This is a genomic window from Thioalkalivibrio sp. ALE11 (assembly GCF_000381205.1).
GTDB lineage: Bacteria > Pseudomonadota > Gammaproteobacteria > Ectothiorhodospirales > Ectothiorhodospiraceae > Thioalkalivibrio.
Genome location: NZ_KB906191.1, coordinates 1 through 12,896, shown reverse-complemented (window position 1 = coordinate 12,896; position 12,896 = coordinate 1). Strand labels below are relative to the sequence as shown.

At 58.2% G+C, this 12,896-nt stretch carries 11 protein-coding genes; 1 reads left to right on the top strand and 10 read right to left on the bottom strand.

What is annotated here, in order from left to right:
• Positions 1–248, top strand: a 248-nt coding sequence (locus F620_RS15000; protein WP_196802054.1) for a transposase domain-containing protein, incomplete at its 5' end; no start/stop codon positions are given.
• Here F620_RS15000 and F620_RS15405 read toward each other — a convergent pair.
• From F620_RS15405 to F620_RS0113420, 10 genes are all read right to left on the bottom strand, one after another.
• On the bottom strand, positions 140–1,255 hold the full coding sequence (locus tag F620_RS15405; RefSeq protein ID WP_019570972.1) for a lipase family protein: 1,116 nt from the start codon (positions 1,253–1,255) through the stop codon (positions 140–142). The genes F620_RS15000 and F620_RS15405 overlap by 109 nt on opposite strands.
• A gap of 100 nt (positions 1,256–1,355) precedes the next feature.
• Complete coding sequence (locus F620_RS0113440; protein ID WP_019570971.1) at positions 1,356–4,406, bottom strand: type I restriction endonuclease subunit R; 3,051 nt, start codon at positions 4,404–4,406, stop codon at positions 1,356–1,358.
• A gap of 13 nt (positions 4,407–4,419) precedes the next feature.
• Complete coding sequence (locus F620_RS0113435) at positions 4,420–5,736, bottom strand: restriction endonuclease subunit S (protein ID WP_019570970.1); 1,317 nt, start codon at positions 5,734–5,736, stop codon at positions 4,420–4,422.
• Positions 5,733–6,746, bottom strand: coding sequence for a virulence RhuM family protein (locus F620_RS0113430; RefSeq protein ID WP_019570969.1), 1,014 nt, complete (start codon positions 6,744–6,746; stop codon positions 5,733–5,735). The genes F620_RS0113435 and F620_RS0113430 overlap by 4 nt, the downstream gene beginning before the upstream one ends.
• On the bottom strand, positions 6,743–8,914 hold the full coding sequence (locus tag F620_RS0113425) for a class I SAM-dependent DNA methyltransferase (protein ID WP_019570968.1): 2,172 nt from the start codon (positions 8,912–8,914) through the stop codon (positions 6,743–6,745). The genes F620_RS0113430 and F620_RS0113425 overlap by 4 nt, the downstream gene beginning before the upstream one ends.
• 136 nt (positions 8,915–9,050) lie before the next feature.
• Positions 9,051–9,884 carry a hypothetical protein gene (locus tag F620_RS15280; RefSeq protein ID WP_155987042.1) on the bottom strand — a complete coding sequence of 278 codons (834 nt, stop codon included), beginning with the start codon at positions 9,882–9,884 and terminating at the stop codon, positions 9,051–9,053.
• A 94-nt stretch (positions 9,885–9,978) separates the two neighbouring features.
• Positions 9,979–10,806, bottom strand: coding sequence for a competence protein CoiA (locus F620_RS14995; protein WP_081621786.1), 828 nt, complete (start codon positions 10,804–10,806; stop codon positions 9,979–9,981).
• A gap of 90 nt (positions 10,807–10,896) precedes the next feature.
• Positions 10,897–11,622 carry a hypothetical protein gene (locus F620_RS15275; RefSeq protein ID WP_155987041.1) on the bottom strand — a complete coding sequence of 242 codons (726 nt, stop codon included), beginning with the start codon at positions 11,620–11,622 and terminating at the stop codon, positions 10,897–10,899.
• A 91-nt stretch (positions 11,623–11,713) separates the two neighbouring features.
• Positions 11,714–12,352 carry a hypothetical protein gene (locus F620_RS15270; RefSeq protein WP_155987040.1) on the bottom strand — a complete coding sequence of 213 codons (639 nt, stop codon included), beginning with the start codon at positions 12,350–12,352 and terminating at the stop codon, positions 11,714–11,716.
• Between the two features lie 243 nt (positions 12,353–12,595).
• A partial coding sequence (locus tag F620_RS0113420) for an integrase core domain-containing protein (RefSeq protein WP_019570967.1) occupies positions 12,596–12,896 on the bottom strand: 301 nt, incomplete at its 5' end.

Below are 12,896 nucleotides of genomic sequence, written 5' to 3'. Positions count from 1 at the left end.
ACGCCATCCGGCCGTTCGCCGTGGGGCGCAAGGCCTGGCTGTTCTCCGGCAGCCCCAAGGGGGCCGAGACCAGCGCGATGCTCTACACCCTGGTGGAGACCGCGAAGGCCGCCGGACTCGAGCCACGCGCCTACCTGCACTACCTGTTCGAGACCCTGCCGACGGCGACCACCCCGGACGCCGTCGAGGCCCTCCTGCCGCACCGCCTCACCCCGGACGATCTCAAAATCCCGACTCCGAACCTGTAAGCCGCAGTCCCGGGGTTGCCCGGACGCTTACGGCGCAGCAGCTTCGGCAGCAGTTGCGCCGCGGCGATGGCGAGCACGGCCATGACGATGCCCTTCGCATACCATGGCAGGGTCACCATGCCGAGCGCCTCCAGTCCGGTGAGGCCGCCCCATACCAGCAGCAGCGTGAGGCCGACCAGCACCGCCTGACGCCAGCCGACATCCTTGAAGACGCGCCACCAGGACGGGGCCTTGCGGATATCGCCGTTGCGCTCGATGTAGACGTTGCAGCCGGTGTGTCGGAACCCGATCACCACCGGCGGCACCCGGGGCACCAGGTCGGCGCCGTTGACGATCCGGAAATGGGGGTAAGGCGATGCGCGCTCCAGGTGCCTGGCCTGCTCGGCGCCGAACACTCTGGGAGAGCCGAAGGTGTAGACGGCCGCGAGCTGGCCGCCGTCGCCGAACAGGTCGCGGTGGAGGTAGAAGGCAGCGAGCTGGGCCAGTGCGCCGCCGAGGCTGTGTCCGGTGACCACGAGTCGGTCCTGTTCGCCGACTTCCCTGGCGATGATCTCCGTCACCCCCTCCGCGCCGACGCGCGTCACCTCGGCACCATCCGCGTTGTCGGGCAGGTCCGGGTCCCACCAGGAGCCCCAGACGCCCTGCAGGGCGGTCAGGAAGCCGCCGTGGACGCGCCACTGGCGCTGGTAGTCGGCGGTGCGCTTGAAGACGGTGACATCGGCGATGATGTCCTGGTAATCGGCCTCGGTGCCCCGCCACGCCAGCACCCAGCGGCGTTCGCCCTCCTCCGGGGTTGAACCGCAGCGCGCCAGATAGGCGTTGGTGCCGCCGTCGCGGAAGATGACGACCCGGTCGTACCCGGCCGCGGTGAGGGTTGTAACGATCTCGCGGTGGCCCTTGTAGACCAGGGTGGAGTGATCGGCCAGGCAGGAGGCCAGTTCGGCGTCGTACCGCCTGAGACCGGTGGCCTCGGGAAATGACAGACGGGTGGTGTCCATGTAGTTCATACCTCCTGTAAATCCGCGGGATATGACGCACAGCAGGGTCTATGCGAGATAACGCCAAGCATCAGCGGCGGCGCGAAGCGCCGTCCGCTGCATGCTTTTGTTATGCATTGTTTTTCTCGCTTGCCTGCAACCGCTCATACACCTCATGCAACAGATGCTCACCGGCCACGCGGCGGAAGTCGTCATCGTTCATCAGGCGACTGAAGATTTCCTCATTGCCATCCATACGCTCGATGAACAGGTTCTCCAGCATGCGGTTGAAGACGTGTGCGAAATTATCGCGAGTATTGGCCTGGGCGGCTTCGCGCAGGGTGTCATTTTCGACGGCGCTCTCGGCGATCTGGTCGAAGAAGAGCTGGTCGGCGGGGGTGAACTCGGTGCCGAAGCGGTCGTTGAGCTTGCCGATCAGTGTGGACAGCTCCACTTCGTCATCCTCAGCCTTGCCGTTACCCACCTCGGTAGGTCCGTACAACGCTTTCGCCTCACCCACGCCCAGATCAATGGCGCCCTCGCTGATCTTCTGCAGGCGGTAGTATTTCAGCGAGACCTCGTCTTCCAGCTCGAACACGGTGTCATCGGCACGCCGGGGCAGCTTGTGGAGCAGGAAGCGGGCGTAGCTGTAGAGTTTTTCCAGGCTGCTGTCCTGGTAGGGGATGATCTGGGCCAGAAAAGCGTAGAGATTTCGGAAGCTGGCGAGCTGGCTCTTGAACTGGTCTTGATGGTCGTCGTCCAGCGCTTTGTACCGCTCTACGGCATGATCGAGAATGGCGTTGATCTTCTGGTGATCCCGCGCGGTGGGTTCATTGCGGTTCTTGTACCAGACCTCGGCGAAGGCGTTGACGTCATCGGTGGTGAAGACCTGGTGCTCTTCCAGTCGGTGTTGCAGGTCGTAGAGCTGGTGGGGGTCGCTTGGCTCTCCGGCCGGGGTGACTTCATAGTAGGGCTTGAAGGCCTCGTAGATCTCGCCCGGCTCGTTGACGAAATCCAGCACGAAGGTGTCTTCCTTGCCGGGGGCGGTGCGATTGATGCGGGATAGGGTCTGCACCGCCTGTATGCCCGAAAGCCGCCGGTCCACATACATGGTGTGCAGCAGCGGCTGGTCAAAGCCGGTCTGGTACTTCTCGGCCACCAGCAACACCTGGTAGTGCTCGGAGGCGAAGCGGTCCGGCAACTCTGATTCCTTGATGCCCTCGTTCATGCCCACTTCGGTGTAGGACTGATCGGGGAAATCCGGGTCGGTGACACTGCCGGAGAAGGCCACCAGCGAGCGGATGCCGGTAATGTCGTGATCCTTGATGTATTTATCGAAGGCCTGTTTGTAGCGCACCGCGTGCAGGCGCGAGGCGGTCACCACCATGGCCTTGGCCCGGCCGCCGATGCGGTGACGGGTGTTGTGGCGGAAGTGCTCGACGATCACCTCCACCTTCTGGGCAATATTGTGCGGGTGCAGCGACATGAACCGGGCCAGCGCCCGGGCCGCCTTGCGTTTCGGCACCTGCGGGTCGTCCTCGATGGACTTGATCAGCCCATAGTAGGTCTTGTAGGTGGTGTAGTGCTCCAGCACATCCATGATGAAGCCTTCCTCGATGGCCTGACGCATGGAGTAGAGGTGAAACGGCGGCTGACCGTCCGGGCCGGGCTCGTTGAACACCGCCTGAGTCTTGAACTTGGGCGTGGCGGTGAAGGCGAAGAAGCTGATATTGGGCTGGCGCGGGCGCTTGAGCATTTCCTTGAACAGCTCCCGGCGCGCCTCCTCGGACAGGTCTTCCTCTTCCACATCCAGAAACTCCTCGGCGATGGCCGATTCGATGCCGTCGCGGTTGAGCACCTTGCGCAGCTCCATGGCGGTCTCGCCGGACTGGGAGCTGTGCGCCTCGTCCACGATCACCGCGAAGCGCTTGCCGCCGGTATTCAGTTCCACTGCCTCGCCCTTCTTCGCTAGGGTGTCCATGGCCTGGGTGATGAAGGGGAACTTCTGGATGGTGGAGATGATGATGGGCACACCGGAAGAAAGTGCCTGGGCGAGCTGCTGGGTGTTCTCGTCGATCTTCTGCACCACCCCCTGTTTGTGCTCGAACTGATAGATGGTGTTCTGCAACTGCTGGTCCAGCACCCGGCGGTCAGTGATCACCACCACGGTATCGAAGACCTTGTTGTCCTCGGCATCGTGCAGGCTGGACAGCCGATGGGCCAGCCAGGCGATGGAGTTGGACTTGCCCGAGCCCGCCGAATGCTGCACCAGATAGTTGTGCCCCGGCCCCTTCTCGCGGGCGGAGTCGATCAGCCTGCGCACCGCGTCGAGCTGGTGAAAGCGGGGGAAGATCAGGGTTTCCTTCCGGTGGCGTTTGACGCCCTTTTTGGTGGTGACCTTGCTCTCGCTCACCTCCAGATGCAGGAAGCGGGCGAGGATGTCCATCAGGCTGTCGCGGGTCAGCACCTGCTCCCAGAGATACGCGGTACGGTAGTTGCCATCCTCGGCGGGCGGGTTGCCGGCGCCGAAGTTATGACCGCGATTGAACGGCAGAAAGCGGGTATCGTCGCCAGCCAAGCGGGTGGTCATGAAGGCCTGGTCCGGGTCCACGGCGAAATGCACCAGGGCCCGTTCCTTGAAGCGGAAGATCGGCTCGGCCGGGTCGCGGTCGCGCCGGTACTGGCCCATGGCGTCGTCCACCGTCTGCCCGGTCATGGGGTTCTTCAGCTCCAGCATCACCACCGGCAGGCCATTGACCGACAGCACCATGTCCAGCGATTTCTTCGGGTGCTTCTCGCTGAAATGCACCTGCCGGGTCACCCGCAGCCGGTTGTGGCCGTAGGCTGCGGCGGCCTCCGGGTTCATGCCGGTGTTCGGGGCGAAATAGGCCAGGCGGAAGGTCTTGCCGAAGCACTTGAAGCCGTGGCGCAGCACATGCAGCGCGTTCTTGGAGGCCAGCTCCTTGACCAGCGAACTCAGCAGCACCTCTTCCGCCTTGTCACCGTGCAGTTTCACCAGGGATTGCCAGCGCTCGGGCTGGCTGACGGAGACAAAGGCAATGACTTCCTCAGGGAACAGCGCCCGCACCGGATCGAAGCCGCCGGCATCACCGCGCTCGTAGCCGCCCCGCTCAATCAGCGACTGCTCCATGGCCTGTTCGAAGTAGATTTCCTGGTGCATGGGCTTCTCCGGTTCAGGCCACCTTGATCTGGCCGGTGACGGCGTTGGTGATCAGGGCGGAGCGGTATTCCTCTAGCCGATCAATTGCGGTTGATATGAGCCCACACGACGAATCGATAATCTCCAGGCTGTGATCTAAGTACCCTGCTATCTCCTTTTGTTCCTCGCCAGGCGGAGTGGCGAACCTGAACCTTCGCAATTGTTCAGCCGTTAAGTGGCTAATCGTAGATACGCCTCCCACGCTGAGAACTCCATTCTTTGCCGCAGCGAAAAGCGTGTAAAACATGTATCTTGGTTGTTCTTCAACTCTTATTGGGCGGAGTCTATGCAAGGCTTTCTGGTAAGCTGTTACTTCTGAAAGTTCTCCCACAATCGCACATCTTCCAATTTCGCCACCTTCACAGACCAGTAGGTCACCACTTTCGACTAGATACCGACTATACTCGAATTCCTCGATATCCATTTGTGGTAACGCCTCATATCTGATGCTATCCCACTGGACATCCACATTGCGCAAATACCGAACCAAGTTCTTTCCCTTAATTCGCCTCTCATCAAGCATTTTACCGAGCAGAACAGAGTATCTACTGTAAACCGGCTGAACATCCCAATGCGCCGGAATCTCCCCCAGCCACTCGATGCCGCTGTCTTTCATGGGGACATCGGGGTTGAGGCCCTTGGTGACGGCGCGGGTGATCAGGGCGGTGCGCTTTTCGGCCAGCCGGTCGAGCAGGCGGCGCTTTTTGGCGATCAGGGTGTCGATCTCGGCGGTCTTGCGGTCAAGGAAGGCGGCGATTTTTTGTTGTTGATCCACCGGAGGTACCAGAGCCTGAAAGTCCTTGATGAACTGATCAGGCACGCGCTTTTGCCCGCCAGCGCCATACATGGCACCTTCACCCAGCTTACGGAACAGTTCAGAAATGCTCAGATAAAACAGAAAACGTCCGTCCATATCTTTGGCCGGGCGAATGACATGCAGCTCGGTTGTGCCAAAGGCAATGCGGTTCCTCAGACCCTCCGCGAACGCGCCCTTGCCGTTCTCAAAACACGGAGTAATCTTCGCGACAACGACATCGCCGTCGGCAAAGTAAGTATAGCCGTCGCCGATCTCGTCCAGTGCTTTGACTTGATCGAGCTGAATGCCGCCATGTTCACCAATCGCGGCCATGGGCACGAAAGAGACTTCGTCCTCCGGCGCCAACGTAATCGGCTGCGCCTTGTTGATCCGCGTCACAAACCGCAGTCGACGAGTTGTCCAACCATCGGGGCAAGGGAGCGGGTGATAGAGGTCCATGGCACCCAGCTGGACAGATGAGGAGGTTGCATTCATGACTTACCCTCCTTCTTGACCTGCTTCTCCAGCGCCTCCAGTTCCCGCAGCTCCTCGGCATCGGCCTCCAGTGCCTCGTCCCGCCGCCGCTGGGCGTCGAACTGCTCGTAACGCTCGTGGGCGATCTGTTCCATGCGGTCCCGGCTGATGCTGCCCGCGCCGTCGAGGACGGGCCGTTCGTTGAATTCCAGCAGCCGGTCCACGTTGTTGCGCCAGTAGTCCAGGGTCAGGTCCTTGCGCTCCCTGGCTCGCAGTTCGGCCTGTTCGAGGAAGATCACCACCAGGCGGTTGAGGGTGTCCACCTCGTCGGCGCTGAGGTAGTTCTTGGCGATGGTGACATCCTGCTTGCGTACCCGCGCGCCCTTCCAGTTGGTGAGCGCCATGTTGGGAGAGTTGGGGTCGGCGCGCTGGACCACGATTTCGGCGGCGGTGTGGCCGGTGACGGCGTAGAGCAGCTTGTTCTGCACCTCGGCGAAGAACAGGTTGGCGTCGCGGTCGTCGGGCCGGTAGTCGCTGGAGAGGGCGAACAGATCGCGCACCTTCTGATAGAAGCGCTTCTCCGAGGCGCGGATGTCACGGATGCGGGCCAGCAGCTCGTCGAAGTAGTCCCAGCCGCCGGGCTCCTTCAGGCGCTCATCGTCCATGACGAAGCCCTTGACCAGGTACTCCTCCAGATGGGCGGTGGCCCACTGGCGGAACTGGGTGCCCCGGGGCGAGCGCACACGGTAGCCCACAGCCAGGATCATGGGCAGGCTGTAGGCCTTGAGGCGGCGGCGCACCTGGCGCTGGCCCTCCTGGCGAACTTGTAAGGAATCCTTACAAGTTGCCTCCGGGCTCAGCTCGCCCTCTTCATAGATGGCCCGGATGTGCTGGGTAATGGCCTGAGGGGTGGTGTCGAACAGCTCGGCCATCTCCGCCTGGGTCAGCCAGACGGTCTCGCCCTCGGCGCGGAGCTGGATCTCCGCCCGGCCGTCCTCGCTGCGGTAGAGAATAAGTTCCCCCCAGCTCATGCCGTGACCTTCTTCAGCATCTCCAGAATCTCGCCTTCCAGGCTCTGGATATCCTGCTCGATCTCTTCCAGCGGCCGGGGCGGTTCATAGACATAGAAATGCCGGTTGATGGGGATTTCGTAGCCTACCTTCGTTTTGTCCTGGTCGATCCAGGCGTCCTCGACGAAGGGCAGCACCTCGCGGGCCAGGTAGGCCTCGCAGTGGTCGCGGACCAGTTCCAGCAGTTGGCTGTTGTCGGCGTCCTTGTCGTAGCCGATGGGAAGCGGCAGCGGAATGTCGGCGGGCAACGGCACGATCTCGGTATCGCGCAGCTCGGTATCCGGCTCGGCGTTGCCCTTGCTGTCGCGGCAGATGGCGGCCTCCGGGTCACGCTCGGACAGGGCATTGAGGATCGCCTTCTTGATCGGCGCCGGCAGTTTCTCGCCGGCCTCTTTGAAGGCGGCCTTGAGCCGCGGTTCGAACGCGGCGCGGTCGGTGTAGAGCTGGTCGTCCAGGCTCTGGAGGAGGGTGATAATGCGCTGCTGGGTCGCCTCGCCGGCCATTACCTCGGCTTCCATCTCAGCCGGGTTCTTGCGCTTTTTGCTCTTGGCGAGATTAATAAAGGCGGTCTCCTGCCAGAGGCGCTCGATGCGCTCGGCACTGACCTGGAAGTTGAGCCGCAGGGGGCGCTCCACGGTGACCTTCAGGTAGCCGAAGTCGCGGTTGTCGAAGACCTTCGAGCAGACCCGCTCGGTCTGCTCGCCGTTCACGCCCACCCGGCAGGTGGCGCCGTCCCTGAAGTCGGCATAGAGGCGGGTTAATTCCTCGATGTGGTCATCACTCAGCTCGTTGCGCTTGTTGCCCAGGCTCTTTTTCATCTTGCGGTAGTGGCGGGTGCCGTCGATGAGCTGCACCTTGCCCTTGCGATCAATGGGCTTGCGGTTGCTGACCAGCCAGATGTAGGTGTAGATGCCGGTGTTGTAGAAGAGCTGGTCCGGCAGAGCGATGATGGCATCCAGCCAGTCGTTTTCGATGATCCAGCGGCGGATGTTGCTCTCGCTGGGGCCGGGCTCGCCGTTGAACAGGGGCGAGCCGTTGAAGACGATGGCGATCTTCGAGCCCTCCCCCCCTTGTTCAGGGCTGGGCTTCATCTTGCTGAGCATGTGCAGCAGAAACAGCGTGGCGCCGTCGTTGATGCGCGGCAGGCCGGGGCCGAAGCGGCCGTTGAAGCCCAGTTCCCTGTGCTCCTTCTTCACATAGTCTTCCTGCGGCTTCCACTCCACGCCGAAGGGCGGGTTGGCCAGCATGTAGTGGAAGGTCTTGTCCGGGTGGCCGTCGCCGGTCTCGCCATCGCCCAGGGTGTCGCCAAAGGCAATGTTGTCCACCGGCTCGTCCTTGATCAGCAGGTCCGAGCGGCAGATGGCCCACGATTCCTCGTTGTACTCCTGCCCGTACAGCGCCAGGTGAGCCTGGGGATTCTGTTCAGTGATGTATTCCTCGGAGACCGACAGCATGCCGCCGGTGCCCGCTGTCGGGTCATAGATGGTGCGGGCAATGCCGGGGGTGTAGACCTCCTCGTCCTCGGTGTAGAGCAGATGGGCCATCAGGCGGATCACCTCGCGCGGGGTGAAGTGGTCCCCGGCCTCCTCGTTGGCCTGCTCGTTGAACTTGCGCACCAGCTCTTCGAAGACATAGCCCATGTCGTGGTTGCTGACCCGGTCCGGGTGCAGGTCAATGCGCGGGTCGGCAAACTCCTTGACGATGAGATACAGGCGGTTGGCCTTATCCAGTTTCTCGATCTCCGACTCGAAGCCGAAGGCCTCGAATATCACCCGGGCGGATTCGGAGAAACCGTTGATATAGCTGGTGAGGTTGGTGGCGATGTTCTCCGGGTCCGCCAGCAGCTTCTCAAAGGTGTAGGGGCTGATGTTGTAGAGCGGGTGTTCGCGCCCCTGGCTGGCCTTGCGTGCCAGCACCTTGTGCAGGGCGTCACCCTCCAGACCGCGAGCCTGAAGCTTTTCGTACTCCTTCAGCACCTGCTCCTTGGTGGGGGCCAGCACGCAATCAAGGCGACGCAACACCGTCATGGGGAGCATGACCTTCCGGTATTGCGGCGGCCGGTAGGGGCCACGGAGCTTGTTGGCGATCTCGAAGACGAAGTTGATGAGGTTGGTGGTGTTGGTGGTCATCTATGCCCTTATTGCGTATCTACGCTGAAAATTCGATATTGCTGTTCGTTAAAGCCCGCCTGCGCCAACGATGCATAACGCCAGGCTTTGCGGCGTGCCGGAGCGAAGCGTAGGCTCGTCCGACAACAGCCATTTGTTAGCTTGCTTTCAATTTTCCTAACAAAATTTGGTTTGCCTCGCTCATGATTTCAAAAGCATTTCTAATACAAGCCGATGACCAACCTAGCGCCCAAATTGTTTTATCGAGTATTTCTTCATTGAACTGCCTGCTTGATGAGCGCGACAATATTCTCTTCTCAGATCCATCAGGATAAACCGATTCAACATGCGACCAATAGCTTGTATTCCCAATGAAGCTCGGATGGGCTATGTCGCAAAGAAAATTGTAGGTCGGCATCAATTTGTCAGCTTTGGGGTTCCTTGATAAGCGCTGGAGCGAGGTCATGATATTCGTTTGTGTAACGTGAGGCTCTGGCTCTCCATATCTTGTACCCCAAATCATCTTTACCACCAATTCCTCCACCTCGGTTGAGGTGACCAAAGTATTTTCTGGAAAAGATAGCTCTCCGAAAGTTTTGTGCAATGAGTTGGCGTTCAAAAGGAAAACAGTTGAAAGCTCCAGTAATGAGCGACCCAAAACGGCTGGTGCAATAACCTCTTTCTCATTGACCCCATTCAAACAGGCCCTAGCCAGTTCGGCGCCGCGCCATAACGTCATTACAGAGTATGCTTCTACGTTACGCGCTTGATCTTCCCAAAAGATAGAGTTCCGTTCCCTATAGTTATTGGCGGCCTCATTAAGCTGCTTTCTCAATGCATCTTCGCTTGAAAACCTCCACCCATATTCATTTGGTAGTTTTCTATCGATTTCCAGAAGGTAAAGAACCATCTCCTCAGACGCCCTGATCATGTGATCGCCGTGATCGTCACAATATTCTTTTAACCAACTTCGGTATTTGGGATTAGTCATATTCGCCCTGATTGGCTCGATCTATTAAAGCTAACGCCAGCCATCAGCCGCGCGCGGCAAGAGCGTCGGCTGGATGGCCTGGTTAGGGCTTCCTTCATCGAATTGGATAGAAGCGCGATGCGATATTTTCTGCGCGCTCTTCATGCATCGAATCATGCAGGAATTTTCTTTTTGCCACCCATTGTATGCATGGAAGACCGGAATCATCGTAGTTCTCCAGTCTGGCCAAATGCTCGCCCCCAAAATCTACGTAAACTGGGCACTCGGCATCAAGCCATGTACGCCGTGGTCGCACCCAATCATATTGATGGTGCCCCCTGTATGCGAGAGCCACATCTTCTTCAATCTCACTCATGCTGTGTATCCAGCCCCCGCGCACGGTAGCCTTAGTGGCGCCGGGGTCTTCTTTTTGCGCCTCAGAAAGCCGAAAGAACAAACCCCGGTTTGCGCCATTCCTATGTCGCTTCGCCTTTGACCAGACGATGTCTTGAACGATACCTGAGTCCGGCGCCGGTAGCATATGGTATATATCGAAATTCTGATAAAAAACGCTTCCGTCGAGAACCCAAATAAGATTTTTGTAGAAGCGCTCTCTGGCGATCCGTTCTTCATCGCCCATAGCGGAATGCTGTAGCTCAATGACGATTCCAGTCGGCGTCTTTACATCGGCACGGTGGAGTTCCCCATCATCCGCTATGTGCGAAACTTCTCGGCAAGTCAACGGATACTGATTCTTCCACTCACGATGCCAAGGTGTCTCGTTTTCCCACCATGGATCACAATTCTTTGATCGATGGTGCGCCCAATGATGCATCACACGAGAGCCGCATTTTGCAATCATCTCAGAGCCGCACATCGGACACGCTCCGCGACCGTTGGGGAACGGTTCAATAGGCGTGTCGTTTACAAGCGCGATTTGCAATCAATTCCCCTCTTTAGCCCTAACGCCAGTGGTAATGGGCGCCAACGGAGCGCAGCGTAGTTGGCGTCCCGTTGACCACATTGTTAGATTTCAATAGTCGTGCTTGCCTGTATCAAGCTCGGCTATTCCGAACATATCCGCAGGACGCTTTGTTTCGAACGTAGGATCAGAAAATGCGGCAGAGAGTGCTTGCTCCGCATAATTCACAAGTTCGATAAGTACAGTATATGTCTCAGAGAGCACGACTTTATGTTTACCAGCATTCATAGTTATCCACCCCGACTCATTGACGAAGTCTACACGGCCGGCTGGCATTGCCAGCTGATCTGAAACTTTTGCTGGCATCACCCCAGGTCGGATAAAACAAGTTTTAACTACAAGTGGTGTGTGACTCACTGCAGTTACCCAGCTAAGCGATCCGAGAACTGAGGAATTTAAAGACACTATCTGATCTATTTTTTGTGCAAGATGGGCTGAAACATTCCTCAGTTGCCGAATTCCCTCAAGCTTTTCCTGCACTGTAGCCGGTGCATACCGAGCGGGCATCGATTTTGTGCCAGGTTGCATTTTCCAAAGGCTTCTGAACCTATCCGTCGCGTCGATAAATGCCCAAGCGTCCAAATACAGGTATGTAAATTCTCTAGGCGTTTCATTCCTGCAGTATGAAAACACATGCTCTGTAAGCCCTGAACACAATCGACGGTACGCCAGATCTGCTATTTGCGCTGCGTGCCTCAAACCATCGATATACAGCGCCTGTCTTGCATCTAGGGCCTGTGGAATATTTAGAAACGGTGAATCGTTGGAAAACATCATCTTTGAAATCTAACGCCCCGCTAAACGGCGAGCGTTAGCGAGTCCGGTGGAGGCCACGCTTTTTGTGGCCGGAACGCATTTGAGCGGCTTGTTATATTTTTTTTGCTTTTTGTCCGGCAAGGAAGACCTCAATTAAACAAACGTAATGGGCCGACTCTTTTCCTGAGAATGAGGCTGCCGCCTTGACGGTTCTACGAACACGGAAATGCCCATCCGCCCCTGGAATTTCGTGAGCGCCTAGCCAAGATTTTCCATCTTTTACAAACCTCCTTGGAGCAAAACTCTCTGAGACGACAAGCAGAAAAGCTCTTACCCCGCGATGCGCATCTGCTATCAAAAAGTTGTGCAACCTTTCTAGATCAGCATTAATTTCTCCCGCTTGCGCAGAACCTCGTTTAACCTCCAAAACGAACTCTACATGTTGCGCGATATTTCCTTCGCGACCGATGGGCTTTGCACCCGAACTACATAGAACCAGATCTGCGCGTGATTGCCCTGTTACATTTTGTATTTCGACACCCTTCGGGACTAGGTTTTTATACATGCACTCTGGAAAAAGAACCAAATTATGGGGAAGATTCGATTGAATCAAATTACATGCCTCTGCAACTAGCGCACCTTCCGTAAGCGGGTAGCCATTAAAAAGTGAGTGCCGATGCCCTATCCAGAATGCCAACCCCTGAAGTGCGTGCTCCAGCCATTTTTGCCTTTCGGGTAAAGATATTCCCACGGACTACACTCCGAAAATATAACAGTAGATTAGACAGAATCTGTCATATTGGTGATATGCAGAATCTGTATAGCACCTGATTCTCGCGGCGCCGTCCCTTGCTCTGGCAGCCGCTGTTCCTGCAGCATACCCATGACCGAAACATGGATAAACAAGGAGGTCGGCGGATGGCGACAGGAAGTCGTGCCGAAAGGGAGCGCCGTTTCTGGGAGCGATACCGGAATGTGGCGATTTCTCAAGGGGTTAAGTGTCGGGTCCCGGCTGATTGTATACACGTTTACGAAATAAATCGGGGCGTTCCTGTTGCCAGGCCTTGAGTGTCTCAACCGGCGTTCGGTGCCCCAGCGCCTTCTGCCCGATCTGATGGTTGTACAGGCGCTGGTAGTCCCGGAGGGTGTCCTTCAGATGCTCTCCCGAGCCGAAGCGCCGGGTCCGCAGCAAGTCGGCGATGCGGCCGTTGAAGCGCTCCACCATTCCGTTGGTCTGCGGCCGTTTCGGCCGGATCAGACGATGCTCGATCCCGTGGTCGGCGCACAGCCGGTCG

Bases quoted from the DNA above. Each gene is read 5' to 3' on its own strand.
- F620_RS15280 (WP_155987042.1), bottom strand. From the start codon at position 9,884: ATGACTAATCCCAAATACCGAAGTTGGTTAAAAGAATATTGTGACGAT.
- F620_RS0113430 (WP_019570969.1), bottom strand. From the start codon at position 6,746: ATGAGCTGGGGGGAACTTATTCTCTACCGCAGCGAGGACGGCCGGGCG.
- F620_RS0113425 (WP_019570968.1), bottom strand. From the start codon at position 8,914: ATGACCACCAACACCACCAACCTCATCAACTTCGTCTTCGAGATCGCC.
- F620_RS15405 (WP_019570972.1), bottom strand. From the start codon at position 1,255: ATGAACTACATGGACACCACCCGTCTGTCATTTCCCGAGGCCACCGGT.
- F620_RS15275 (WP_155987041.1), bottom strand. From the start codon at position 11,622: ATGATGTTTTCCAACGATTCACCGTTTCTAAATATTCCACAGGCCCTA.
- F620_RS0113440 (WP_019570971.1), bottom strand. From the start codon at position 4,406: ATGCACCAGGAAATCTACTTCGAACAGGCCATGGAGCAGTCGCTGATT.
- F620_RS0113435 (WP_019570970.1), bottom strand. From the start codon at position 5,736: ATGAATGCAACCTCCTCATCTGTCCAGCTGGGTGCCATGGACCTCTAT.